General features: G+C 28.0%; 33 protein-coding genes, 1 other RNA gene and 1 pseudogene. 7 read left to right on the top strand and 28 right to left on the bottom strand.

The window, feature by feature from the left end:
* Positions 1 to 20: 20 nt before the first annotated feature.
* The 3 genes from P344_RS04150 to tsaE are packed head-to-tail and all read right to left on the bottom strand — an operon-like array spanning position 21 to position 1,499.
* On the bottom strand, positions 21 to 449 hold the full coding sequence (locus P344_RS04150) for a GNAT family N-acetyltransferase (RefSeq protein ID WP_025317626.1): 429 nt from the start codon (positions 447 to 449) through the stop codon (positions 21 to 23).
* 1 nt (position 450) lies between these two features.
* Complete coding sequence (gene tsaB / locus P344_RS04155) at positions 451 to 1,032, bottom strand: tRNA (adenosine(37)-N6)-threonylcarbamoyltransferase complex dimerization subunit type 1 TsaB (RefSeq protein WP_038677613.1); 582 nt, start codon at positions 1,030 to 1,032, stop codon at positions 451 to 453.
* A 2-nt stretch (positions 1,033 to 1,034) separates the two neighbouring features.
* The gene (gene tsaE, locus P344_RS04160) at positions 1,035 to 1,499 is read right to left on the bottom strand and encodes a tRNA (adenosine(37)-N6)-threonylcarbamoyltransferase complex ATPase subunit type 1 TsaE (protein WP_025317628.1); all 465 of its coding nucleotides are present in this window, start codon (positions 1,497 to 1,499) and stop codon (positions 1,035 to 1,037) included.
* Positions 1,500 to 1,614: 115 nt separating this feature from the next.
* Between tsaE and P344_RS04165 the strand changes: the two genes are divergently transcribed.
* Entirely contained in the window at positions 1,615 to 2,601 is a 987-nt protein-coding gene (locus P344_RS04165) for an NAD(P)/FAD-dependent oxidoreductase (protein WP_025317629.1), read from the top strand.
* A 22-nt stretch (positions 2,602 to 2,623) separates the two neighbouring features.
* Here the strand turns inward: P344_RS04165 and P344_RS04170 are convergent, their stop codons facing one another.
* The 3 genes from P344_RS04170 to P344_RS04180 are packed head-to-tail and all read right to left on the bottom strand — an operon-like array spanning position 2,624 to position 6,445.
* On the bottom strand, positions 2,624 to 4,504 hold the full coding sequence (locus P344_RS04170; RefSeq protein WP_025317630.1) for a polysaccharide biosynthesis protein: 1,881 nt from the start codon (positions 4,502 to 4,504) through the stop codon (positions 2,624 to 2,626).
* A 25-nt stretch (positions 4,505 to 4,529) separates the two neighbouring features.
* Positions 4,530 to 5,465, bottom strand: a complete 936-nt coding sequence (locus P344_RS04175) for an RluA family pseudouridine synthase (protein ID WP_038677615.1) — start codon at positions 5,463 to 5,465, stop codon at positions 4,530 to 4,532.
* Positions 5,465 to 6,445 carry a type II CAAX endopeptidase family protein gene (locus P344_RS04180; protein ID WP_025317632.1) on the bottom strand — a complete coding sequence of 327 codons (981 nt, stop codon included), beginning with the start codon at positions 6,443 to 6,445 and terminating at the stop codon, positions 5,465 to 5,467. Before P344_RS04180 ends, P344_RS04175 begins: the two co-directional genes overlap by 1 nt.
* 195 nt (positions 6,446 to 6,640) lie before the next feature.
* Here P344_RS04180 and P344_RS04185 point away from each other — a divergent pair, with 195 nt between their 5' ends.
* Together P344_RS04185 and P344_RS04190 are read left to right on the top strand one after the other, a co-directional pair.
* Positions 6,641 to 7,096 carry a hypothetical protein gene (locus tag P344_RS04185; RefSeq protein ID WP_025317633.1) on the top strand — a complete coding sequence of 152 codons (456 nt, stop codon included), beginning with the start codon at positions 6,641 to 6,643 and terminating at the stop codon, positions 7,094 to 7,096.
* Positions 7,097 to 7,101: 5 nt separating this feature from the next.
* A complete protein-coding gene (locus P344_RS04190; RefSeq protein ID WP_025317634.1) occupies positions 7,102 to 7,284 on the top strand; it encodes a ribosome-inactivating family protein in 183 nt (60 codons plus the stop codon).
* Positions 7,285 to 7,393: 109 nt separating this feature from the next.
* Here the strand turns inward: P344_RS04190 and gpmI are convergent, their stop codons facing one another.
* From gpmI to P344_RS04235, 8 genes are all read right to left on the bottom strand, one after another.
* Positions 7,394 to 8,971, bottom strand: coding sequence for a 2,3-bisphosphoglycerate-independent phosphoglycerate mutase (gene gpmI, locus P344_RS04195; RefSeq protein WP_025317635.1), 1,578 nt, complete (start codon positions 8,969 to 8,971; stop codon positions 7,394 to 7,396).
* A gap of 136 nt (positions 8,972 to 9,107) precedes the next feature.
* Positions 9,108 to 9,233 carry an HAD hydrolase family protein gene (locus tag P344_RS07545; RefSeq protein ID WP_236681359.1) on the bottom strand — a complete coding sequence of 42 codons (126 nt, stop codon included), beginning with the start codon at positions 9,231 to 9,233 and terminating at the stop codon, positions 9,108 to 9,110.
* A gap of 57 nt (positions 9,234 to 9,290) precedes the next feature.
* Entirely contained in the window at positions 9,291 to 9,590 is a 300-nt protein-coding gene (locus tag P344_RS07550) for an HAD family hydrolase (RefSeq protein WP_025317636.1), read from the bottom strand.
* 40 nt (positions 9,591 to 9,630) lie between these two features.
* Positions 9,631 to 9,996, bottom strand: coding sequence for a hypothetical protein (locus P344_RS06150; RefSeq protein WP_025317637.1), 366 nt, complete (start codon positions 9,994 to 9,996; stop codon positions 9,631 to 9,633).
* A gap of 1,610 nt (positions 9,997 to 11,606) precedes the next feature.
* Positions 11,607 to 12,089 (bottom strand): hypothetical protein, encoded by a 483-nt coding sequence (locus tag P344_RS04220; protein ID WP_156028572.1) that lies wholly within the window; start codon positions 12,087 to 12,089, stop codon positions 11,607 to 11,609.
* Between the two features lie 3 nt (positions 12,090 to 12,092).
* A complete protein-coding gene (locus P344_RS04225) occupies positions 12,093 to 12,470 on the bottom strand; it encodes a hypothetical protein (protein WP_025317641.1) in 378 nt (125 codons plus the stop codon).
* Positions 12,471 to 12,671: 201 nt separating this feature from the next.
* Complete coding sequence (locus tag P344_RS07555; protein WP_330216937.1) at positions 12,672 to 14,339, bottom strand: recombinase RecA family protein; 1,668 nt, start codon at positions 14,337 to 14,339, stop codon at positions 12,672 to 12,674.
* Positions 14,340 to 14,390: 51 nt separating this feature from the next.
* Positions 14,391 to 14,861 carry a CinA family protein gene (locus P344_RS04235; protein ID WP_025317642.1) on the bottom strand — a complete coding sequence of 157 codons (471 nt, stop codon included), beginning with the start codon at positions 14,859 to 14,861 and terminating at the stop codon, positions 14,391 to 14,393.
* 96 nt (positions 14,862 to 14,957) lie between these two features.
* On the opposite strand from P344_RS04235, the gene pgsA reads away from it, so the two are divergent.
* Positions 14,958 to 15,671, top strand: coding sequence for a CDP-diacylglycerol--glycerol-3-phosphate 3-phosphatidyltransferase (gene pgsA, locus P344_RS04240; protein ID WP_025317643.1), 714 nt, complete (start codon positions 14,958 to 14,960; stop codon positions 15,669 to 15,671).
* The gene (locus tag P344_RS04245; RefSeq protein WP_025317644.1) at positions 15,658 to 16,461 is read left to right on the top strand and encodes an SDR family NAD(P)-dependent oxidoreductase; all 804 of its coding nucleotides are present in this window, start codon (positions 15,658 to 15,660) and stop codon (positions 16,459 to 16,461) included. Before pgsA ends, P344_RS04245 begins: the two co-directional genes overlap by 14 nt.
* Before the next feature lie 392 nt (positions 16,462 to 16,853).
* Here the strand turns inward: P344_RS04245 and P344_RS04250 are convergent, their stop codons facing one another.
* The 10 genes from P344_RS04250 to rnpB all read right to left on the bottom strand — a co-directional run bounded on the left by P344_RS04250 (position 16,854) and on the right by rnpB (position 22,575).
* Complete coding sequence (locus P344_RS04250; RefSeq protein WP_025317645.1) at positions 16,854 to 17,060, bottom strand: hypothetical protein; 207 nt, start codon at positions 17,058 to 17,060, stop codon at positions 16,854 to 16,856.
* A 65-nt stretch (positions 17,061 to 17,125) separates the two neighbouring features.
* A complete protein-coding gene (locus P344_RS04255; protein ID WP_025317646.1) occupies positions 17,126 to 17,539 on the bottom strand; it encodes a hypothetical protein in 414 nt (137 codons plus the stop codon).
* Between the two features lie 25 nt (positions 17,540 to 17,564).
* The gene (locus P344_RS04260) at positions 17,565 to 18,041 is read right to left on the bottom strand and encodes a hypothetical protein (RefSeq protein ID WP_025317647.1); all 477 of its coding nucleotides are present in this window, start codon (positions 18,039 to 18,041) and stop codon (positions 17,565 to 17,567) included.
* A 140-nt stretch (positions 18,042 to 18,181) separates the two neighbouring features.
* Positions 18,182 to 18,352, bottom strand: coding sequence for a hypothetical protein (locus tag P344_RS06815; protein WP_156028574.1), 171 nt, complete (start codon positions 18,350 to 18,352; stop codon positions 18,182 to 18,184).
* A 744-nt stretch (positions 18,353 to 19,096) separates the two neighbouring features.
* Complete coding sequence (locus P344_RS07560) at positions 19,097 to 19,300, bottom strand: hypothetical protein (RefSeq protein ID WP_025317649.1); 204 nt, start codon at positions 19,298 to 19,300, stop codon at positions 19,097 to 19,099.
* Between the two features lie 300 nt (positions 19,301 to 19,600).
* Entirely contained in the window at positions 19,601 to 19,798 is a 198-nt protein-coding gene (locus tag P344_RS07565; protein ID WP_025317650.1) for a hypothetical protein, read from the bottom strand.
* Positions 19,799 to 20,319: 521 nt separating this feature from the next.
* Positions 20,320 to 20,544: a hypothetical protein gene (locus P344_RS07570; RefSeq protein WP_456293385.1), complete on the bottom strand. Its 225-nt coding sequence runs from the start codon at positions 20,542 to 20,544 to the stop codon at positions 20,320 to 20,322.
* Between the two features lie 84 nt (positions 20,545 to 20,628).
* A complete protein-coding gene (locus tag P344_RS07575) occupies positions 20,629 to 20,922 on the bottom strand; it encodes a hypothetical protein (protein ID WP_236681363.1) in 294 nt (97 codons plus the stop codon).
* A 327-nt stretch (positions 20,923 to 21,249) separates the two neighbouring features.
* Positions 21,250 to 22,062, bottom strand: coding sequence for a hypothetical protein (locus P344_RS04280; protein ID WP_025317651.1), 813 nt, complete (start codon positions 22,060 to 22,062; stop codon positions 21,250 to 21,252).
* A 143-nt stretch (positions 22,063 to 22,205) separates the two neighbouring features.
* Positions 22,206 to 22,575: RNase P RNA component class B (gene rnpB / locus P344_RS06380), an RNA gene on the bottom strand.
* A gap of 295 nt (positions 22,576 to 22,870) precedes the next feature.
* Between rnpB and P344_RS04285 the strand changes: the two genes are divergently transcribed.
* Complete coding sequence (locus P344_RS04285) at positions 22,871 to 23,179, top strand: TIR domain-containing protein (RefSeq protein ID WP_025317652.1); 309 nt, start codon at positions 22,871 to 22,873, stop codon at positions 23,177 to 23,179.
* 22 nt (positions 23,180 to 23,201) lie between these two features.
* On the opposite strand, the gene P344_RS04290 is transcribed toward P344_RS04285, so the two are convergent.
* The 3 genes from P344_RS04290 to P344_RS04300 form a co-directional block, all read right to left on the bottom strand.
* Positions 23,202 to 23,444 (bottom strand): hypothetical protein, encoded by a 243-nt coding sequence (locus P344_RS04290; RefSeq protein WP_025331897.1) that lies wholly within the window; start codon positions 23,442 to 23,444, stop codon positions 23,202 to 23,204.
* A 488-nt stretch (positions 23,445 to 23,932) separates the two neighbouring features.
* Entirely contained in the window at positions 23,933 to 24,412 is a 480-nt protein-coding gene (locus P344_RS04295) for a hypothetical protein (RefSeq protein WP_025317654.1), read from the bottom strand.
* Between the two features lie 229 nt (positions 24,413 to 24,641).
* Positions 24,642 to 24,968: a DivIVA domain-containing protein gene (locus tag P344_RS04300; protein ID WP_025317655.1), complete on the bottom strand. Its 327-nt coding sequence runs from the start codon at positions 24,966 to 24,968 to the stop codon at positions 24,642 to 24,644.
* Positions 24,969 to 25,092: 124 nt separating this feature from the next.
* On the opposite strand from P344_RS04300, the pseudogene P344_RS06385 reads away from it, so the two are divergent.
* A pseudogene (locus P344_RS06385) lies at positions 25,093 to 25,557 on the top strand (Holliday junction resolvase RecU).
* Here the strand turns inward: P344_RS06385 and P344_RS04305 are convergent.
* Complete coding sequence (locus P344_RS04305; protein WP_025317656.1) at positions 25,532 to 26,092, bottom strand: DnaD family protein; 561 nt, start codon at positions 26,090 to 26,092, stop codon at positions 25,532 to 25,534. The pseudogene P344_RS06385 and the gene P344_RS04305 sit on opposite strands and share 26 nt — an antisense overlap.
* Between the last annotated feature and the right edge of the window lie 18 nt (positions 26,093 to 26,110).

Consider the following 26,110-nt stretch of genomic DNA (forward strand, 5'->3'; position numbering starts at 1 on the left):
TTTTTTAATTTCAATGCTTTTTACTGATGAAATTGTAAAACATAAGCAGCAATCTTATCATAATAATTTGGGATTTTGCGAATTTTAACAAACCCCTGTTGATAATATAGCTTTAAGGCGTTTTGGTTATCAACGCGGACTTCTAAAAAAATATTATTATATTCAAAATTACTAATAATATAGCTTAACATTTTGGTTCCATAACCCATGTCGTGGTATTTTTTATTAACGGTTAATTTAATAATTTCTAAATCATCCCCACTTTTTAATAAGATAAAATAACCCAGAATCAGATTACCTTCAAGTGTTATTTTATAAAAATAGTACTGGGGATTATTAATCATTTGAATTAAATTACGATATTTATAATAATGGTGTGGGTAATTCTCTTTTTCAAGTTGAAATAAATATAACGCATCAATATTATTAACTGGTTTAATAATTAGCATTTTAACCGACTGATTTCTTTAAATATAATGGCTTAATTTCATTAATATCTTTAATTAATTCAAACTTATTTTTTAAGTTAAAATAATTATTTAAATAATCAAACTGAGGATCATCCAGCTGATCTTTAAGAATTGGAAAATCTGGATATTGTTTGGCAATTCCTAAAATAGTGGGTTCATCAAGAACTTGGCTTGGAATAACTTCATTACCCTTGCTAATAACAGCAAAATAAAATTTTCCCCCTTTGGCATTAAGGAGTGACACCGCATCAATTCGCCCAGCTTGGTAAAGAAGACTTGTTATTAAGTAAACTTTAACAAGCGGATTAATTATTTTAATTGTTTTGGCAATTGTAACTCCTACCCGCACCCCGGTATAACTTCCTGGACCCTTAGTTAAATAAAAATTATTGACATTTTTTAGTTTGTAATGATGTTTAGCTAATAAGGAGTTAATGGCCGGAATTGTTTGTTCGGTATGTTTACGCTCCCCAACAATATGGAGATGATCAATTAGTTTATCATCTTGTTCAAGAATTAAAGTGAGATATTTACTAGATGTATCAATAAATAAATTTAACATTGTTATAAAAATTCCTTTCTAATCGCTTGTAATAATGCTTGATTATTAGTTTCAATAGTAAAAAGACGTGTCTCCTCATCACGAAAAGTAATTGTCAGATGGATTAACTCATACTTAGCATCTAAATATTTTGCAATAATATCTGGTCATTCAATAATATTTAAACTATCCGCAAACTCATCTAAATATTGGTCTCACTCTTCGGTAAAATCTAATCCTAATAAGCGATAACTATCCATATGGTTAATTTTTAACCCCCCGCGACCAAGATACTCGTTTAAAATCACAAAAGTTGGTGAAGTGACTGGTTCTTGGACATCTAAATATTTTAAAAGTTGCTTGGTAAAAGTGGTTTTCCCAGCCGCTAATTCACCGGTTAATAAAATACAATGGTTTGGCTTTACATGTTGACTAAAAATTTTTGCTAAGCGGTCTGTTCCATTAAGATTTTGTATTACGACTTCCATTCTTTCCCCTTCTTTTAAATTATTATATCTTGAAAATGCATTAATCATACAATATTCTTAAAATTTATGTAATAATTAATAAGGAAAGTATCGGATTAGAAAGGACTTTATATTAATGAGAGATATTTTAATTATTGGCGCTGGTCCTGTTGGTTTATACGGATGAAGTTGTGCAGGGATGTTAGGCTTAAGTGGTTATATTATTGAAGGGAATATGTATGTTGGTGGGCAGCCAATTGAGTTATATAATGAAAAAGAAATCTATGATATCCCTGGTTTTTTAAATATTAGAGCCAGTAATTTTGTTGATTTATTACATCAACAAGCACTTAAAAATGGCAACAACATTGAATTAATGTTAGAAACTAACATTAAAAAATTAAACGCCTTACCAGAAGGCTTTAGCGTTGAATTAACCAATAACCAAATAATTAATGTTAAAACAATTTTAATTACCACTGGGAATGGTGTTTTTAATCCTATTCGCTTGGAACAGTTAGATCCGCATATTATTTATCAAAACCTAAGTTATTGCATGGAAAATGTTAATAACTACCAAAATAAAAAAGTTGTTATTCTTGGCGGTGGTGATAGTGCTTTGGACTGAGCAAACCACCTTATTGAACATAATATTACAAAGGATGTTACAATTATCCACCGTCGGGACTTATACCGTGCCAAAGAAGCAAGCGTTCAAAAATTAAGAGCAAATCATATTCAAGAACTCAAACCCTATGTTATTAAAGATATCATTGTGGAAAATAACACTGTGAAAGAATTAATCCTAACTAATTCGAATGATCAAAGTGAACACCATATTAGTGCTGATTTATTTCTTGTTCAATATGGCTCAAAAATGAGTCCAATTATTATTTCCAGCTTTGACTTAGAATTTGATAAACTGCGTAAAATTAAAATTCAAGCCAATGGAAAAACAAGTAACCCCCGAATTTTTGCGGCCGGCAATATTGCTAGTTATGAAGGTAAGTACTATAATATGATGACTGGCTTTGGCGAATGTATTAATAGTTTAGTTAATATTACAAAAGTATTGTATGGCGAAAAATACCATCCCGGATATTTAGGTCAACATAAAAAATAGTAAGAGAATCTCTTACTATTTTTTAGCCCCTTAGTTTATATATTTCTTGTTTTGGTTTAAACTCTTCCGCTTGATCAATTTTTTTCCGGGAAGCATCTAGTTTTTCTTCCCGCTCTCAAATTTTTTCATATGGGTTTTCGGGTTCTTGCAGTTGGATTAATTCATCAACATATTTTTCTTTCCGACGAGTTCGCAATTTAGCTTGACGTTTTGTTCAAATTCGATAAACAATTGGCAAGCGTAAGAAAATCCCCCGGACCGATGTTGGTGCTCATAATAACGAGTTAACACATATTAAGACAATTGAACTTCCTAATATTCCAAAGAAAATTGTCAGTAATTTACCTCATCCCCATACCACACTAATTTGGGCGGGAATATTATTTCAATCCCGAAAATCAAAGATATTAATTGGGTTATATTCTTTAGTCATATATAAATAGTTAACTAAAATAGCAACTATAATTGGAATAATTAAAATCATTCAATTGTGAAAGACCCCTTTAAAACTACTATTATAGGTTAAGAAGATTCAATTATAGAATCAAAGGTATACAAAACGAGCAAATGAAATTACACAGGTAATCAGTAAAATTGAGTATAATGCTAAGACATAATTGTTGGTAACAAACCGAAAAATAACCCCAAAAAAGACTGATAAAATGACATTGATAATCCCAAAATAAAATATTGGTTTGGCTGTTTGTTTATAATTAGCTTTGGCGTATACTAAAACATTGGCCGGTTCAGAAATCACAATAAAAACTGATGATAACGTAACTAATAACGAAAAGGTTGGTTTATAAAAGATTTCGCGAAAGATTTGGTATTCTTGGTTTGTTCATTCTTTTAACCCTGAAATAATTTGCGGTCCATATAAAGCATTGACAAAATATGGTGATAAAATAAACTGGTTGACAAAAAAGAAACCCCCAATCATAAAAGCATATGTTTCAAATTTGACATAACTGCTTCAATTAATTCGCCCATTTTTTGCCGTTCACGAAGCAAAAAATTCTTTGAAGGAATTAATTAAAATTAGTATAATACTGCGAACCCCCACCGCAATTGTCATATATAGCGATAAGGTTGAAGAAATGTTTAATCCTAATAATAAGGCAACAATAATCACATCAGCATTTAAAAATAATGTTTCCCCAATATTTTTTAACGCTACAATATTACTTGCTTTCACTAGTTGCATATTATCTTTTTGTTTGTAAATTCGAATCCATGGGTAATGCAATTTAACAAAGAGAATAATTAAACTGGACTTCATTCCCGAATATCCTAAGAAAATTAAGAACGCAAAAACTGGATCCACCGTAATTGAAATTAAATAGAAAATAATGGCATACACAATTAAATCACAAATCATTAGGATTAATCGGCGCATATGGTTATTTTGATCAGCCTGCATTAAATTCTCATAACATCCTGTTCAAAATAATGCCAGCAAGTTTTTTGACCCAATTGTTAACATAATAATTAGCATTTTTCAATAAGGATAACTATCTTTGGTACCATTATTTCAAGCAACCCCAAAGTCTTTTTCAACAATAAAAGTATACCCACTATAAACTAAAGCAATAATTGCTAATAACACTAGACCAACAATCCCCCCAATTTTGTATCGGTGTTTAGCAGTATTAATAATTTCATTGGCTTTACGCCAGTCTTTTTGCATTAATGGTTTCATCAAGAAAATCACGGTTAACACCCCAATCCCCCCTTCAACACCACCTAAAAATGAGACAATGGCAATACTATTCTTAATAAACCCATTAAACTGGGTTCCATAACTCTGAATTAATAAATACATTAAGGTAAACTGAAAAGCTGTCCCAATTAAAGAAGTAAAAGCACCAATAAAAATACTAATGATTCCTCTTCTGGTTGACATCAATTTCACCGACCTTTCTTATGTTTTATTTTATAATATTTTCCTGGATTTTAAAAACCTTTTCGTTTAAATATGCAAGATGGCCAGTTAAATTAGCAAAGGCTAACTGGTAAGCATATAAATAAATCATATAATCAGGGGTAATTTTTTTTGCCCCATATTTAACATCATTAACAACAGGATGATGGAGATAACTTAAAGTTGCTCTAATTTGGTGTTTTCGCCCGGTTAGTAAAGTGACTCTTAACCACGTGGTGTTATTAATTATTTTAAGAGTTTTAAACTGGGTGGCACAATCTTTGCTAGTATTATTTACCAGGTGGGGAGTAAAAACCATCTTTTTTAAGTCTTCGTTCTTAGTTAAATAACCCTCCACAACTAAATTATCGACTTGATAATCATCTTCACATTTTGCTAAATAAGTTTTGTGGACCACATTTTTATTATTTATCTTTGCTAATAGTAAATCAAGGGTTATTTTATTTTTCACATAAATTACTAATCCGCGGGTAAACTTATCTAACCGGTGAAGATGAGAAATTACAAATGATTGTTCCTGATCTAGCTGATACTGATTAGTAGTAATTAAATAATTGCGCACCATCCCATCTAAACTTTCGTGGAGATTAGAATGCATTTCAACCCCATGGGGTTTATCCACAATTAAAATATTATCATCTTCATAAACAATTGGTAATATCCCTGACTGTGGTTGACATGGCTGTGAACTTCCCCGGTTAGTCACGACTAATGCTTTATCAAAAATTAAAATAACATCATTTTCTTGCAAGTGATAACTGCGATCTTTAACTACCTTATTATTAACTTTAATTTTTTTATTCCGAAATAATTTATAAAGAACTGACAAACTAGTTGTTTTAAACATTTTTTTAATAAAATTAAAGATTGTTTGGTTGGCATCATTTTTATTAACAGTTAATTTAATAATATTATTATTCATTATTGACCAGCAATTAAAGGAACCGTTAAAATTAGGATAAAAGTAACCGTGTTTAATAACGCATGGGTCATAATAGTATAAGTTACATTACCCCGGGCAATAATAAATAATGATGCTAACGCAATTGAAGCTCCTAAGTAGCCAACAAAATGTTCCCAGTCCCCAGTTTGGAAAACATGCATTCCAGCAAAATAAATAATTGATGCAAAATAACTGACCCATTTATCACCTGTCAAACTAAAGATTCCATGCCGACAAGCTAATTCTTCAATGATTGGGGCAGTAAAAATGGTATAAACAGCTAAAATAACAACATTTCACCATTTATTTAATCCAGCCACTAAATTAGCTTGGTTAACAGAAGTTCCGGGTGTAATTTGTGCTTGGGCTAAACCAAAGATATAATTAAAACCAAAAGTTATGATTAAGGCAATAATAACGGTTGGAATTAATAATTTATAGTTTTGTTTAAATGTTAATTTAATTTTGATAAAAATATAAGGTGAAGTTTTGGCTAAAATCATAATACAAATTACATCCGCAATTCACGATACTACTAAATTAGCAGTCGTATCGGTTTGCACTTTTAAAATTCCCAGAATAACCCCAGCAATTAAAGTAATAATATTAGGAATAAAATAAAAGTAATAAAAGGCAATCGCTCCTGTTCGTAATAATTTATCTTGTATTCGGGATAATACAAAATAACAGCCCACCCCAACTACTATTCAGTTAACAATGTTCATTACTAACACGGCGTTAGGATTTTTGGCAAATAAATAGGTAATTAAAATACTAATAAAAAATGGTGCTAAAATCGCGGTTCCAACAAAAATATAACCAGTATTATTTAAATTAACTAGTTTAAAATCAAACGGATTAACGCGATCAAGCATTGTTTTTTTTAACTGGATTTTTTCATCTCAGCTTTGTTTAGAATTTGTCCAATCATTATTGTTATTAGTATTAATAGTATCCATATGCTCCTCCTTACTTTTCTAAATGTCCTAATAATTATATAATATAACTATTATTTTTTAAAAGTTAGTTTTTATTTTAAAAATCATTTTATTGTTTAAAATTTATTGCTAATTTTTATTAACTTATTTTTGTTTTTGGGTTAAAATTATAATAATTAAAAACAATAAAAAAAGATTTAAAAATAAGAATTAACGATGAAAAAAATTTTGAAAGTTAAAATTTATTTAACCTCCAATTATCTTAGCTCAATTAACCAAGCAATTAAAACTTTATTAGCCCAGAAAAATATTATTAATTTAGAAAATAATAATATTAATGATAATGATGAAATTTTAAAAACAAAAACGGCGGCCATCACCACAAAGATGATTATTATGATAATTAAAGTCCCAGCGTTTCTGAATAACAAGTTAGAATTAATTGTCGACCCCGTGGATTTATATATTAATTGTTTTATTACTACAACTGATATTAAAAGATATTACTACTTTAATGACACGCGGTTTACTAGTTTACCACCTAGTTTCAAAGCAGTTGCTACTAACTTAGGATATGCTTCTAACTATAATTATTTGGTTGTAGTGATAATTTTGAAATATCTAATTATACTATTAGTGATGCCATCGCCAAACTCCAGAAAGTTACATTAAATAAAATGTTTGAACAAGAAGTTAAAAAATTACTAGCCATTGCTGCCTTAATATCTAGTAAAAGTTTACGGTTTTTCTCTGTGCGCAATGCAATTAATAAAATCTTAAACGCAGAGGAAACTAAACACTGAGCTACGGACTTTAAACAAATTGTTACTAATTGAGATACATACAGCAAACAATATTAAAATAGTGAAGATGATAAGAATGCCAAAGCTAATATTACAATCTTATTAAGACGGGATTTAATACATTCGGATAATGAAAAAAACTAACTATTAATAGTTAGTTTTTTTGTTATTTTTCAATTAATGAAGTTTGGGTCATTTCTTGTGGAATTTCTTCTCCAATTAAATCTAAAATAGTTGGGGCAATATCAGCAATCGCCGCATCTTTTTGACGTAATTTTAACCCTTCTTTAGTAATAATGATTGGAACAGGTTGCGAAGTATGTTTTTTATTTGGTCCGTTAGTTTCATCAATCATAATTTCGGCATTCCCATGATCAGCGGTAATAATCATAATCCCATTAACTTTTTGCATTGCTGCATAGATTTTACCTAAACATTCATCAACTGCCTGCACGGCTTTAATCGCAGATGGTAACACACCAGTGTGACCAACCATATCAGGGTTGGCAAAGTTTAAGATAATAACATCAAATTCATTGCGGTTTATTTTAGAAATTAATTTATCAGTAATTTCATAAGCAGACATTTCTGGTTTTAAGTCATAAGTGGTTACTTTTGGAGATGGAATTAAATCTGCACTTGCTCCTGGTAAAGTAATTTCTTCTTGGGTTGCTAAACCATTTTTAAAATAGTCTTTTCCGCCGTCAAAGAAGAATGTCACATGGGCAATTTTTTCGGTTTCGGCAATTCTTAATTGACGATAACCTTTTTTACTTAATCATTCTCCAAGTCCATTAACAACTTCAATTGGTCGAAACGCAATATGCGGTGAAGCAACCGTTGCGGAATATTCCATCATTGAAACAAAATAAATATCGGCTAATTTAGGATTAAAGAATTCGGTTGCATGGTCAACAGGGAAATTTGGGTTTGTTAACGCAGAGGCAATTGCAATCGCACGGTCAGGACGGAAGTTTGCAAATAACACTCCATCGCCTGCTTTGATATAACCATTTGGAGTATTTACATTATAAGCTGGAGTTAAAAATTCATCACTTCGACCTGCTTGGTATTCCTGGTTAATAAATTGGTAAGGGTCAGAAAACTCGGCACCTTGGTGAGATACCAAAACATCATAGGCAACTTGGACACGGTCATATTTTTTATCGCGATCCATTCCATAGTATCTGCCCCCAATTGTGGCAATTTCACCCACTTTTAATTCTTTTTGAATGGCAAAAAAATGGTCAAGGTAAAGTTTAATACATTCTGGTTTAGTATCACGACCATCGCCAAACAAGTGGAAGTAGATTTCTGTTAAACCTTCTTTGGCCGCTAAACGATAAGTAGCAAACATATGGTTAATATGCGAGTGAACTCCTCCATCTGAGAATAATCCCATAATATGGAACGCTCCGTTATTTTTTTTTGCATAATTAATCGCAGCTAAGATTTCTGCATTTTGATTAAATGTTCCGTTTTCAATTGCTTTATTAATTAGAGTTAATGATTCATATTTAATTCTTCCAGCTCCTAAGTGAATATGACCAACTTCCGAGTTACCCATTTGTCCTTTTGGTAAACCAACTCATTCTCCCGAAGCATGGGCTTCAACCCATGAATATTTTTGTTTTCATGCTTCAACATTAGTCATATGAGCTTGGGTGACAGCGTTACCTTTACTTTCCTTAGCAATTCCTCACCCATCCAGAATAGCTAATAAAATTAGTTGTTTAACTTTCAATATTTTTTCTCCTTTATTTATATAATTACTACTTCACCATTATATAATGTATTTTATGAATTTAGAACATATTTATTAATTATTTTTGCTACTCCGGCATTTTCTGCAATATCAGTAATATCTTTCGCAACATCTTTTAAGGGTTGTTAGGCATCACACCCATTGCCATAATTTCACTATTATCAATTCCAAATTTCTTAGCAACTCATTCTAAAGCAACATATTTACTAATTTCCGGAACATTAATTTCCGCAGTTCCCAATGCATCACAGCAATTGCAACTTCAATGCCATGTGATCTCACTTCTTTGACAACTAATTTAAATAATAGTTGTAAATAAATGTTCATTATTAATAGTTTGGGTATGTTCAATTTTTTGGTTAGCAATATCATAAATACAACCCTCATTAAAACCAATAAAATATTCATTATATTGATCCATTTTAACTTTATATGCTTTTGGTAACGAGATAATAACTGGTCGACCAGTTGCAAAAATTACTTTAACTCCTTTTTCTTGGTCACTAATAATTGGTTGGATATTACCTTCAGCAACTCCTTTTTGAAATACACAAGCTGTCCCTTCCATATCTAGTGTAATTAATTTAATATTTGCCATTGTTTTTTTCACTTTCTAATTAACTTACCTATAAATAATACTATTTAATTAATAATTTGTATTGACCATTATTATCTACAAAATTTAAAATTCCTTTGTCTCTTAATATTTGAAGAGTTTTTCTAATTGATTCTTGGATAGTATGTGAATTGGGAAATATTTCTTTAAATATTTTTTTATATTTATAAATTTCTTGTAATGAAAAAATATCTCTTTTTATTTCAAATATTATTTTTAATACCTCCTTATTTAAACCTCGAAATTGTTTTAAAATATATTCTTTATTATCAACTAATAAAATATTGTCACCTTGATTATCATTAATTACTAAATTATTTTTTAAATCAATGTATTTTTTCATATTATGAATATTTTCATAATCTAAATTTATTAATTTTTTTCTCATTGGAATCTAAATTTTTTAATATTTCTTTTATTTTTTTATTATCATCTCATATAAAAGTTCCATATTCAAAATTTTTGTTAAAGCTATTAAAAGTAAGAATTGATGAAGTAATAAGAGCAGAAGATTCATTAAATATATAAATTTTAGCGTACAAATTTTCCAAGGCTAAAATATTAATATTATTTTTAATAAGTAATTCTATAGCCTCTAAATCCAAACTTTTATTAATAAAATTTGGCAAATTTCATGATGTAATTATTTTTAATTGAACATTTTTTTTGTTTATTATTTAATATTTCAGAAGCAATCTGCTTTTTAATATATGGAGAATAAATTATTATATTTTTTGCACATTTTCTAATATATCCTAAAAATAATTCTAAGAATGGATTTTTTTATAAATTTAATCATAAAGTTTGCCTTTCATGCATAATTATTTTTTAAAAATACTTATTAAATATTTTTTTATTTACATATAATAATTTTACTATATAGTAATTAAAAATTAAAAAATAATTTCATTATGAATAAAAATATTTTTTTAATTTAAAACTAAAAAAATAAATATTGACTTAAGTATTTTCTAAAATCTATAATTTACCTTTTTATATAAATTTTATTATTTGCTTTAGGAGGGTAATTAATTTATTTACATTGTTGTAGTTAAAAAACAAAAATTTTATTGCTTTTTTAGAATAGGATAGAAAGGAAATTTAAAATGATAAATAATTTTTCAATTCAAGATTTTAAAAAATGAAAATTCTCGCTTGCTATAAGTACTTTTTTAAATTTCATCATGGAAATTTAGCAAAAATGTTTTAAATGTTTTAAAACATTTTAAATATCATTTTATTGAAAAACAGAAAAGATATAATTATTAATTCTGTAGAAATTCAATTTTCCCAATAAAATATATAATTTTTTATAAATCTAGAACTAGTTTTTCACTTTGATATTATATAATTTTTATTTTTGTAGCAAGTAAAAATCGTTTAAGCATAATGTAAATTAAGATATAAATTGAATTACTTATAAAAATGTTTTAAGATGAGCCAACAAATTAGAAAATTAATGAAAAATAATTTAGTAATATTTGAATCAAATTCTACAATAGACTAATCAAAGAATTTACACAGTTACCTAAACAACAAATCAAAAAACATAGCAAAAAATAATATAAGTCATCTTTTTTAAATATTTTATTTATCTACAACAATGGTATAAATGCCAAAATTTTTATTATATATTTATATTTCTTATTATTTTTATAAATAATGGAAAACTAAATTATATAAAATCCTTTATTTCAATAATGTCAGTTTCAGAAAAAAAGACCTTCATTTTTAATTCTAAAATTCTTGTACTATTTTTGATATTTATACTATTAATAACATCATTTGCAAAATAATTTATATTGTAATTCGGTTCAAATTTAATTGAACCTATAACTTTATTATTTAAAAATTTTTTATATCGTCTTTGAAGATTATTGAGTTCCTCATATTCTAATTTAGAATCTATTTTTTTCAATATATCAAAAACATTTATTCCATTGCTAGAAAGATCAAGATTAATTCCAGAAATTATTTTTTTCCTTGTCTCTTGACAATTTAATCTAAGGAAAGATTATAAATAAATCTTGAAGTTGTAGTTGTTTTAACGTTGATACTTGTTTTTCCTTCAAAATCAAAAGTAGAGTTAAATGCAGGATTAATTTTAAATGGAAATTTATTAAATTTATCTAAAATATCATTAAACCATGCTTTAGTATTAGTTTGTTCATCACTTGTTAAATTATAACCCATAATTTTGTTAGCATAGGTTTGACCTAAAAAGATGCGGGAACGATCATATGATTCTTGAACCCCAACCACCTGGCATTGGACTTCCTTGCGAACATTATTAACTTTTAAGAATGAATTTGTAGTATGTAAAATATTACTGCTCATTGCCACATGGCATCAATTATTAGGAAAAATTTGAAATGATGATAAGGGATCATTAATAATATAATCATAATCAGTATTATATAGTTTAATCACATAATACTCTTGTATTCCTGTCCCATCATCATATTTTACTTTATCCACCACTTTTTATTGAGGATTCGTAGGATTAGTTTCAAATAATTTTGGTAAACTAACGCCGGTTATATCACTAGTTAAATTCATATCCCAGTCACTAGCATCAACATCAGAAGTGGGAATTAATAACTCAACATTCGCTAATTGATAATACTCTTTAATTTTATTATCTTCTTGATAACCAAATTTAACTGGGAAAGAATTACTATCATTATTAATAGTTAGTTTTGATAAATCAAGATTTTCTTTTTGTAAATCAATTAAATTACTTGTATCTTGGAAATTACCACTCGCATTATAAAACTGTAAAGTCGGAACTTCAACTGTTGATGTAATGTAATCATTTGGATGCCAACCATATCTTTTCTGGGCAACGTTGTTGATTGCCACCGAAATTGGGGAAGTTAACTGCTTAGTATCATTGTTAAATAGTACTGTTTGTAAATTATTTTTTATTAAAATTTTATTATTACCTGCACTAATTCCATAAGTATCAACACTAAAGTTATCAAAATCTGAACGATATCTTGTAAATAAGTCATCTTGGGATGCATGATAAGCCTGAGTTCCAAAAGTAAACGCAAATTCACGTTAACGTTGTTCATTCCCATTTCAAATTTGTTTAATGTCAGGGGATAAAATACTCTCTGTGGCAACTGAAAAACAATAAAGCCAACTTTCATATGGTCTAGTATTATCAAAGGGGATTGGTTCTTTGCCAAAAGCAGTCGGGACAACTGTACATAGTAAAGTTGAAATCGTGTAGTTTAAATCATCATCTAAATAATGGTTGGATAATGCTTTAAAAATTCCTAATGATAAAGCCGCTCCCCGAGCAGTGGCAAAATTATATAAAACCGCATTTCGTAAATCATCTTCATAATATTTAATGGCCGCTTGTGGTAAGTTTCAAATATCTAATCGATACTTTTTAGCATTCCCAATCAGAACAATATTACCATTTTCATCTAGCGTATTACCATCTTTATCATATAAATACTTTTTAATGTAATTAGAAAAAACATTATTATTCCGAATCGGGTAAGCTGCATCCTCACTCTCAGCACTATCAGGACCTGCTCAATTATATAGTTGGTAGCGCATTAGCGGTTTATTCCCAATAATCCCGTTATAATTAGTTTCATTATTATAACTAAGATTTTTATAATAATCCTGACTTACTTGTTTTAAGGACGTTGGAATAATAATCGCACCGGTTAATCCAACCGTTGCTAGTAATAACACAATAAATAATAAACCAATATTTTTTAACGAAACACTTAATAAGATTACTTTAAACCTACTAGTAAATTTTTTAAAATGAATTCGTTTTAACAAATGGGTTATCTTATTCTCAGAACTTAAATTACTATTGGGTTGAATTAATTTTAGTGGATTATCTTTTAACTTGATAATTCCCATCAGCAAAATAATAAAAATTGTTAGACTATAATTAACAGCTAAATCAATTAGTTCTGTATACTTATCAATTCCCTCGTTATAATTGATATCAATACTTGCTACTTTAAAAGGAGGTGCCACTTTATTTTTGACAACTTTAATTTTAACTTTATTGGCAATGGCTACTCCGGAATTAGTTAAAGTTTCAGCCCGGCGAACTTCTAAGCGCACCGAAGAATAAAATCGTAATGCGCGCCCACCCGCCGCCGTTGTTTCGGGATTACCAGACATCACCCAAACTTTTTCACAAATTTGGTTAATAAAAATAACAATACAATTAGTTTTTGAAATAACGCCGTTTAATTTTCGGAGGGCTTTACTCATTAAGTGAGCTTGGGCATCGACTGTTACATCACTCATTTCTCCTTCTAACTCCACTTTCGGAACTAACGCCGCCACCGAGTCAATAACCACAATATCAATCACCGTTAATTTAAGTAATGTTTCTAAAATATCTAAGGCTTGATCAGTATCAATAAAAGCTGCTTTCACGTTTAATTTTTGAACCTCTGCAATTGCATATCATATAAAGATAAGGTTGTTTTTCCCGATGATTCAGGACCAAAAATTTAATAATCCGCCCCTTTCCTTTGGGTAACCACCAATGCCAATCGCATTGTCTAACACTAAACTACCAATTGAAACTGCTTCAATTTTTAAATGCGATTTATCCCCTAACTTCATTACCGCGCCCTTACAATAAGTACGTTCAATTTCCTTCATAACATTTTTTAAAATATTATCGGGATCATTGCTGGTTGCTTTGGTTGGTTCGGTTAAAACTTTATCATTATTTATCTTTGATGCCTCCTTCTATTTTAGATTTACCTAGTTCACTACTTTTTTCCTTTAATTTTTTCCAATAATTTTTAACAATTCTGTACAAACTGCCTGACAAACTGCTAATTTAATTTCGCTACGTGTTAAATTCGAATTAAAATTAAACGTGAATGGATAAGTTTTATTATTATAACATATACAAGAATAAACGACACCAACTGATAAGTTATCTAACATACCTGGCCCAGCATTACCGGTAAAACTAACACTAATATCACTAGCAAATAGTTTTTGACATGCTTGTGCCATTGCTAAAACTGTTTGGGCAGAAACAACCCCGTATTGATTAATAATTTTAGCATTAACATGACCAATCTTAACTTTTACGACATTAGTATAAGTTACTAGTGAACCTTTTACTGTTAAACTAGCATTGGGAACATCGGTTAATAACGAAGTAAATAACCCCCCAGTTAATGATTCATAAGCTGCAATCGTTAACTTTTGTTTAATTAAACTTTCTACTAATTCTTTAAACATCTTCGCCCTCCCAAAACTTTTTTATATTATACTTTTCTTTTTAATTATTATAATATAATTAGAGAAAGAAAATGAAAAAGAAATGAGGATGTCAAAATGAATTGAGCTAATTGCATTACCCTAGTCCGGATTATCTTATTACCAATTATTTTAGTATTATTATTAATTTATCCGTTTGGGGAATTATTATACTATGGTTGAACTGATACCATTGTTGCCAAGGGAGAGCATGTTACTTATACCTTACCAATTAGTTATTTAATAGCTGGTGTTTTGTTTGCCATTGCTAGTTTAAGTGATGCCTTAGATGGTTATATTGCCCGAAAATATGGACAAGTAACTACCTTTGGGAAATTCTTTGATTCAATTGCTGATAAACTATTAACTAATGGAGTGGTGATTGTCTTTGCTTGTGCTAATATCATTCCGGTGTGAATGTGTTTAATTTTAATTTTACGAGATTTTTTAATTGATGTTGTTCGTCAAATCTTGGCAACGAAAACTGTGGTGATGGCCGCTAATTGACTAGGAAAAATCAGAGCTGCTTGTGAAATGTTAGGAATCTTTATTTTGTTCTTTGTTGGGTACCGTATGTTTAATGGCCAACCACAAACAACTGGACAATGAAATGAATATGGGTGAGTTAATCAAATCATTATGATTCCAATGTACTTAGCAACGTTATTATCAATTACTTCAGCTGTTAATTATATGTATTTAAACCGTAAAGCATTGTTTGATATGGGGATAATTAATAAACCTAAATTAACAACGATGAAAGGTGATTCTTCACAACATGAAAAAAAATAATAGTTCAAAAGAACAATGAGCAATTGTTACCGGTGCTAGTAAAGGTCTTGGTTATTACTATTGTGAAGAATTATTAAAAAAAGGTTATCATATTATTGCGGTTGCGAGAAATACTAATAGTGTTAATGAATTAGGAAAAAAATATCCTACCCAAAAAATAGTCTTATTGAATCTTGATTTAAGTATTATTGATAATTGTTATCAATTATTTGAACAAACTACTGAATATTTTGTTACCGTGTTAATTAATAATGCTGGTTATGGAGTTTGAGGTTATTTTAAAGATTCTGATTTACACCAAGAATTAAATATGCTTAATTTAAACATTAATGCTTTACATATCTTAACCAAATTATTTGTTCAAAGATTTAGTGATCAACAAATTGGACGAGTTATTAATGTTGGTAGTTTAGCTGCCTTTACTCCCGGTCCTGTTTTTGCTAGTTACTATGCTTCAAAAGCGTATGTTTATAGTTTAGGAGTTGCTATTAATACCGAGTTAAAGAAAACTAAATCACCAGTCCGAGTTATTACGGTTTGTCCTGGTCCCTTAAAAACTGATTTTTGAAATCGTAGTAGTAACCAACAAGATGCCAAATACCATTCAACAGTAAAAGTAATACGAACAGATAAATATGCAAAAAAATCATTGCAAAGAGCTTTAACAACTAAAAGGAAAAACTATCTTATAATCGGGTTAATTAATAAATTGGTTAAAAAATTAACAAAATGAACGCCCCAAAGTTGAGTGTTAACCTCAGTTTATAATTATCAACGCAAAAGAAAATAAATGAGAAGATGTTAAATTAACATCTTTATTTTTACTTATGATTTAATTCATATATTTTTGCATTAACTGCATATGTTCCTACCAAAATAGTACCATCTTTGAAGTTGAACTCCTGCACTAAACCTTTCTAGAATATTAGTAAAAATTTGTAACGACTAACTTAAAAGTGCCATCTAATCCCACCTGAAAAATACTAACAGCAATAACCCCCAAAATATTAACATTTTTTAACTGTAATAGAAAACCATCGGAATTATGGTTTGGACCTTCTCTTTTGACAACAGGAAATAATCAAATTTGTTGTTTTATACTTCCACCAGGATTTAATTCAAAAATATTTCGATCAAAACCAGATATTAAAATTCTCCCATCTCTTAATTTTACTATTGATCCTAAATTTTTCCCTTTAATTCTATCATTAGTAATAGTTTTTTAATAGTTCCTTTTAAATCTGTTACATATATACTGCCATCATTAATCTGAATTAATAATGTATCTGGTGATAATTGAAAAATATTAATAACTGGTGCTTTATAAGTAGCCAATTTTTGATTAATAGTCCCATTAAAGTTTACTTGATATAAACTGTGAACATCCAATGCTAAAATTTGCACATTTTTTAATTGAATTAAACTAGCAATATAGAACTTAAAATTAGTTTTAACTAATTTTTAATAGTTCCCACATGGGGGTTATAAACTCGATAATAAGTTCTTATTGTAGTATCACTAATATAAAAATTGCTTTTATCAATAGCTGAAACATTTGCTTCGCTACTAGTAATCTCACTAACAATAACATCCGACATTTTTAGATAAGGATTCTTAACTTGCAAAACATGGCGAATAGTATCTTGAGTATTATCCAGAATATCACCCAAATTTGGGTTAGTTAAATCATCAGTAAGTAATTTTTGATTTTGAACATTTAAATAAACCGTGACTTGGTTATTAGCAACATACACCATACTTCTTTTTGGATTAACATTAAGGATGTCTTGATGTAAAGATGTTCCGGACATCGTTACATATAACTCACTAATTACTAATTGGAGATTATCACTTTTAATTGCATTCAAAATATCAATTTTTGGATTTGTTGTATTAATTAATCGTACTACTTATGATTTGTTTTTGTAAATGGGTTTTTAAAGTTATTTTATCTGCTAAAAATTCCACTGTTAAAGTTGAATCATATTTATAATGGGTGCTATCAGCTTTTTCAAAAATAACAGCTTGGGTTTGAGAAATGTTTTTTAGCAAAATATCATTAATTACAACATCTGGATTCTTTTCTTTGACTGCTTGTAAAATTGTGGTACTTTTATTATCATATAATTCTAAATTTTTAACATCAACAGTTAAATCAACTCGATTGAAATTTTGATGATTAACAGCAGTGGCTAATTCTTTTGAAATAGTAAAATAAAACCCTAAGCCACCAGTTAAACCAGCCGGTGCTAACACAATTATAATAACTAAAAACACGATTAAAAAATTACGACGCATCTTTTTCAAATTATGAAGTTGCATTACCCCTAACTGATTAATTTTATGATCCATATTCTTAATAAAATTCATATTGACTTTGTTCAACCTAGGAGATGTTAAACTATTTGAAGAGGCAGGAACAATTCCGGATTCATTAAGATTTTTATTTGACAATATTAGGCAAGAATTATTTCTAGAAACTATTGGTGGTTCATTATTAATAACATTTTCTAAAACAATATCCTTATATAAGCACCTTTTTTATCAAATAAGGTAGTTTTAACAAATAAACCAAAATGACGATTGGCACAACGTAAATATAGCACAATCTTAATATCATATCCTTCTTTTAATTCTACTAAACTCTTATCTTTAATTTTTAAAAAGATTAAATTTTTCAAAAACTCTGATCTTTTTTTCCTGACAATTTTTAACTTTTCCTTCAGTTCCTGTCGACAGGAACGACATAAAAAATCAAAATTAACATTTTTCATAAGTAATATATGTTTCCCTTCAAAATTAATATCTTTATAAAATTAATTTAAAAATATTTTACCAAAAAAAGTGCCTAAATGAATTATTTTAAATATTACATAGCTAGTGATAGAAACCTTAATTTCGGACACATAAAATACTTCTTTAACAATACTAAAAAAAGTAATACCAATATTTTAATGAATACTAGGTCCTTTCTTTCTTACTCAATTATAATATGTATTTTTTGCAAAAGCTTCTTTAACCTTTGTTTCAACTTTTTGCATTTCAATTTGTCATTTTAGTTCTTAAATTTCTTGTTGAAAGGATTTTAATTTTTGTTCTAATTTGTTAGTTAATGTTATTGTCTAAATATTCTTTAACGATTTTTTTCCGTAATATAATATTTCATAATAATACCACAATTTTTTTACTATAATCCTAACTTATTTTAAAAATTAAAACTTTATTAAGTGTGTGAATTATGGTTACCTTATCAATTCTGTTGCCATTCTTAAATTTTGTCATTAAAAATTGACGTAACAAGTTAGTTAAGTCAATAATAATTCTGGTTGATTATTTAAATGATTTTTAAAAATTTTATTAACCGTAAAATGAACCTCAAGAATCATTAAGATTGAAAATACAAAGGTAAAGGCAGTATCCGAAATTTAGTGCATACGTTCCACAATTAAAGCAAAATTCATTGAAATAATATGAATTAATCAAATTACAAATAACCCTTTAACTTTTCAGTTTACTTCTTTATTATCACTATTTTTTAAGAATAAAATAATTAACGCTCCAGAACAAAATGTTGCATTAATATGGACATTCGGAAAAGCATACTCTCATGGGAAATTAAAAACAGGCATCTGAGGATTATCCATTAAACTAGCAGGTTTTCACCAGGAGTACTGGTATTATCACGGCATATTATTAATATAACCACTCCCTAAATTATAACCATATTTAATTCAGATTGTTGGAGGTAATGATTTAGTAAATTTGGGTGCACTCTTATTAAATCCCCAAAAATAGCATTATAATAATATGTTAGTTGGGTTGATCCCTTTAAAATGACTACCACTAAATAAGTAATAATTAAGAAAGAAATCCCTTTCACAGCTTTAATTTATGCTTGCTCAGTTAAAATCCGTTTTGTTTTAACTAGTTTAAAACAAACATAGTATAACCCACCCCCCTAATACTAATAAGACTGTTTGATAAATAAAAGCTAAAATTGAACCAGCTAATCAATATTTTATACTATCTACTAATAAAATATAATCAACCCCGGGACTAAACCATTCATCGGTTGTCGGAATAAAAGCAATTGTAAGAAAGTTTCCAATGATCCATCCTAGGATCACGATAATATAATAACTATTTACTATTCAATAATTATTTTTAAATTTTATTTTATTTTGCTTAATTTTAACTAAAAATAACGTTTCTAAAAAATTGCTAAATAAATCAATAAGACAACAAATAACTCGGTATTACCTAATTAATTATAAAAAAGCGCTCAATATTTTCCAAATTCGTTATTTAATCCACCCGTGAGCACCGCAGCAAATTGATAATCAACATCATATCATGCAGTAGCAATTAATAATCCTAAGTTAATAACAAAAATTATTAACAAGGGTATTGCAAAAAATATCAATGTGAATTTTTGTTTGTGAAAAAATTAACCTTAACTGACCTCGTTGGATTCGTTGACTTCATTATTTGACTGTTTTATTTTAGTTTTAATTTTTCCGAACAAAATTTCTCATCATGTTTCATGTAGTTTAGTATTAGTTTGATATTGGTAAATTGGTTTGAAAAAATATGGGATTGCTAAACCAATTAAAATAATGCCAAGACCACTAAAGAAAGCAATTACAAATTACCAAGGACGTGGTAATTCTTTTAAGCCCAGTGCTCATGTAATATTTCACACAATGTAATTTGTGCCAAAATAGACATTAAATAACTCAACTAAGGCTAAAACAATAATTCCCGTAATAATTGCAAATTGAAATGCACGTTTTGAAAACTTATAATCTGTGAAATTAAATAAATAGATATACATAAAACCAAATAACGTTAAGATATGACCAAAAAAGAACACATAATAAGTTTATTCAATAAGTTTATTCAAAAATAGTTGGTTGTTTACTTGAAAAAATTAACGTTAAAATTGGTTCCATTACTCCTAACAGGAAAAAACAATTAAGAAAAATTTTTTTGGATACAAAAGCATAATATTAGCTAATCATGCTGAAATTGTACAAGCATATAGAGTAAAATAATTGGCAAAATGTTGCCATCCCTGGTTGCTTAACATTTTTCAAAATTGTGTCGCTTCCGTAATTAATAATCAAATAACAATCGCAAAGTATAGATACCAAGTTTTTGTTGTTTTAAGATAAAAATTAGGAAAAACCCATAAGCTTCCGACTAATAAAATTGCAATAATAATTGCTAAAACTCAAGAAAATATCACCATTTGTTTTACCCCTTTAAACAGTTCATTTCAAGTTTTTAAAGACCTACTTCTTAACAATGATTTTAAAATAAAAAAGTATTTAAAAAGTATACCATTGTTTTAACAAATTGATTTTGATAGTATTGTTTTTTCATATCATTTCAATTTTTATAATAATTATACTATTTTTTGGGCAAGGTTTTCAAAAAAAATATTGAAAAGCTTATTTTATTCATAAAAAACAACAAAAAATTTCTAAAATACCACAGTGAGATTTACCTTTCTTAAGAATTTAAAAAAACACCCATCAGGGTGTTAAATTTTAATAATATTATTAACTTATTATTATTAAGCATAAATGCCATAACGGTCAATTAAACTTCTGGTGCGACGTTCTAACAAAATAAACAATGTGGTGTTTAAAATATATTTTGCCATAAAGATTCCAAAGAAGATGGCTAAAAATGTTAAAGTATGTTGTCAACTAGTAAAGATCCCATTTAACCCACTTTTGCCTTCATCAACATCAAAACTTTGGTGACCAGTTGATAATAAAATTTTAGCAACTAATAATACTGCCCAAGCTTCAATTAAGGCACAAATGGGGACAATAATACTAAAAGCGGTAATTTTTTTTGTTAACCCAATTGTTCCAATCCGGTGGTGGTGATCATGGGGTTTTTTAACAACATGGTATTCATGAATATCATGGTCTTCAACATTTTCGGGAACTCGTGATTTGTAATAAGCATTAAAGACAATGTAATAGATAAACCAGGTGATGAAAATAACTAAAATATTTGAAACCATAAAGAAGAACATTTCAATTCAGGTATGGTGACCATCAATTAAATTATGAATTCAAGGTAAGGCAATCCCTTCTAATAAACTAAAACCTAACCCTACAATTGAGATTGAATAAATTAATACTAGTGTATCAAATAAGCGTACTCCAAAAGTTGCTCCTCAAGGCATGGGAACATAAAAAATCTCAATTAAACTTAACCCAATTGTAATTCCTAAAAAAATAGCCGTGGCAGTAATTTTAAAAACAATTGAGCGCTGGTTATATAATTCTTTATCAAATAATGATTTTTTAATTCTTGTTAAAATACTATCATTTTTAACATTTAAATTAACAGTGGTATTTTTTTCTTTCATTTTTTACTCCTTTTTACTATTTATAAAAATTATAAATAGTAAAAAAATAAAAGTCAACTATTTTTATTTTTTTTTAAAATTTTTTAATTAACCCCTTTTCATGAAATTAATTTAAAATATGAACCAAAATAAAAAAGTTATGATCTCATAACCCACGTTCTGTTATTTATATTGCTATAAATCACTAGTTATTTATCTATTTAAATAATTTCTATTTAAATTCCGTTCTTTCTTCCTTTTTAAAAAGAACAGATTCCCTTACCAAAATTTAGGTTTCTCGCTTGTGGGGTTTACCCGTTCCACTTTCTAAATTTCTTTAGAACATCGTCACTGTGGCACTTTTATAGGTATGGCGCATATTAACGCATTAACTTAGCGCCAACTACCAGCCGTCATAGGTTCACCTATGCCTAACCTTATGGTTTCGGTTAGCACAAACACTACAATCTTCGCAGATTGTGCGAGCGTGGAGTTTCCTCTATTAACTTTAATTAATAGCAACTAGTTCTACCATAACTCTTTTATAATTATATCAAAGATTAAGAATTCGCACCATTGATTTTATTTTTTATAAAGAAAAGATATAATATAACAATAAGTTAGATAAAAAATGAAGAAAGTTTTTATAACATACCATCTTGGTAAAGATGACGAATACAAGAACCAGTTTTTCAAAAAATTTTAAGAAAAAATTAATATTACAAATGAAAGTTATTATCCCAAGGAAGTTAATGATCGCTTATTTAGTGACTAGGATATTATTAACAAAGTTAAACAAGAAATTTTACAAGCCACAAATGTAACAATTATGTTAATTGGGAGTGAAACTTGAAAACGAAAAAATGTGGATTGAGAAATTAATGCTAGTTTACAAGATCCAAAATCTTTAATTCTGGGGATTTTCTTACCAACTAACAATAACTATGGTTTTACAAAAAAAATGGTCGATGAAAAAACAATCCCCGCACGATTATCTGAAAATTATAAAAAAGGATATCTCCAATTATATAATTGAAACCCCATTAGTATGAAACCATTAGAATGGATTACCGCTGCCGAAGAGCAAACAACACAAGTTGCTCATAATAATTTAGCATTATTACAGCAAAATCTATAAAATAGTGATGTCATCACTATTTTTATTTTTGTAAATTTTCCATTTTGCGATAAATTAAATATTGCACCCCGAACTGTTGTTCGAGCAGGGGATTGATTTCTTTAAAATGCTGAGTAATTAAGGTGTTAATTTGGTCCTCATAAAAGTAATCACCAACTAAAAGTCCTTTCTTTTCAAAATAATTACATAAAAAATATGTTATTTTAATCTTTAAGTTAATAAGTTCACTAAGGGTTAATTGTTCATTAAATTCTTCTGTGCCCATAATTTTTGGTTCCTTACTATATAAAAATGCCAACATAATAAGAATTCTTATTAAGTCGGCATTTTAAATACTCTCTTGACTATTAATTTTGATACTTTAATAATATCATAGAATAATTACTAAATATAAGGAACGCACCACCTTTTTTAGTACAAAGAAAATATTTTAGAATAATTAATGCTTTTTATTATAGTTTTGGATCATTAATAACTCATGGTGGAGTTTATTAAACGTTTCAAAATGAATTGATAGTAACATTAACTCTTGCACTTGTTAGACAAAAAAACGAATAATTTGAAAATAAGTTTTATTATCATTACTATAGAAAGAATTGACATCCGGAGTTGGGATCATCATTATTGGTCAACTAAAATGTTCATAATCAGCATTGGTCAGGCGTTGGTTGGCATTAATTGTTTGCTGTTCTACAATTGATTTTAAACTGCTCCGGTATAATTTTATAAACTTATCTTTGCGTTGCTCATAATCTAATATTTCAACAAAATAGTGGTATATAAACTTAATTTCTTTGTTATTAATGGTGTTTCGAGTTTAAATTTAGCGGGAACCTTAAAATTATTTGCTAAATATTCATCAGCAATTTCTACTAGTTTGTGATGATAAATATACTGAATTACATCATATTTTAACCATTTTAATTCTTTAAAATTAACTAAATAAGGATGGGTTAGAAAACTACTTATCAAGTTAGTTGTTAAATACTTTTGCCCAATTAGTCATAATTTCAAAAATTTCTGGTGTTGAATTTTAGTTTTAAAAATAATATGATGAAAAAACCAATCAGTAATGTTAGCAATTACTTTAATAATATCTTGGTAATTGGCAAAATTATCAGTTAAATTCTGGTTGATTTCGTAGTCATCATTAGCAGCGGAAGAATTAGAGTAATCTTTACAATTAAAATTAATTAATAAATTATTATTTTTCTTAATAAGAAGTTTTTTCATTTGTGGCCTACTTTGCAATAATTGATAAGTTACATTCTAATTTTTTTAATAAAATAAAAACTTAACTTCCCGAAGATAATAACCTAGTTCTTGTTTAATAACCACACATTATTATCAATAACTTCTAATCAGTTTTTATAACCTACCTCACATTTTTTCTACTTATTTAATTATACTAATTTTTAAAGAAAAATTGGAGCAAACTCAGAAAAAAAATAAAAATTAATAACTAATCGTTATTAATTTTTCCTTCTAAATTATGAATTCTTTTAATTAAATCCGCTTTACTAAATCCTTCTTCTTCTAATTTTGCTTTTTGAGCTTTTGTAACATCTAATTTTGCTTTGAGAACTTCATTTTTATCTTGCAAATCATTTAGTTGTTGTCGTAAATATTTAATTTCTTTATTATACTCTTCAGCCATGTTTTCAAAAACTCGATAATCCGTGGCGATCATATCTAGAAATAAATCAACTTCTTGGGGATCATAACCCTGGTAGTCAACTTGAAACTCCTTATTAACAATATCAACGGCTTTTAATTTTATACTTTTCATTTTTTATCACCTCTTTTAAAGGAAACATCTGTTTTGAATGTTAAATATTAATTGAAGAAAGGACTGGTGTCATGATTTTACCAAATAACCGGGGCATTTTTTAGAAGAACTCATTAATTATAACATTAATGATTATCGCAATCGCAATCTTGCCATTATCTATAAACGACCCGTTGAGATTATTCTGGTTGTGAAAAATGGCAACCAAATTAGTAAGGCTCATCTTAAAGAAAAATTAAAATATGACTATTATGTTTTATATCAAGGTACGTATTTATAATTTGAAACAAAAGAAACTATTTAAACAAAATTCAATTTAAATTCTTTAAAGCAACATCAATTTAAACAACTAGAACTTGTTAACTTGCTGCACAAAGGTATAAGTTTTATTATTGTTTATTTTCGCACTTATGACTGTTATTTTTTATTGCCATATCACGCCTTAAACAATTGAATAGTAATGAACACTACCACTACCAAACAGATTCCACTGCAATATTTTGAAGATAAGGGCTATGAATTATCAATATCTTATCCATCGTTGTTAGATTTTATTAATATTCTTAATCAGTTAATCAGTTATATTTAGTTAATGATTTTGGCTTATTATTAATATAAGCATCAATGTATTTTACTAATTCATGAAAAGTAATTTTATTATTTTGATGATTATTAATAATTAATGTTAGTTGAAAATCAGAAATTTCGCGGTCTAAATATTTATTCAAGGTTTTTTTATTGTCATCTGTTAATGGTTTGGCTAAAATATTATTAATTTGTTGATATAAGAATTTTCGTTCCACATTCATTTCATTGTTTTCAATGATAATAATAATTTTGTCAAAAATTGGTGACAAATCCATTTCTAAACCACTTTTTTTCATTTTAATATTAATAAAACCTTGTTGTTTTAATTGATCTAACATTGTTTTCGCTTTTTCTTCTGTAAAATTTGAATGCGTAGCTATTTCCAAGGGGGTAATAAATCTTTTATCAGAAGAAGAACAGTTCATAATCAACATGATTAACACTAACTGTTCTTCTGATAAATTTATTAACTTGTAATGATCCAGTAAGAATCTTCACTTATTGATACTACCTTTGTTAAATAAACTATTTAACATTGTTTGTAATTATATTTA

The organism is Spiroplasma mirum ATCC 29335, assembly GCF_000565195.1.
GTDB lineage: Bacteria > Bacillota_I > Bacilli_A > Mycoplasmatales > Mycoplasmataceae > Spiroplasma > Spiroplasma mirum.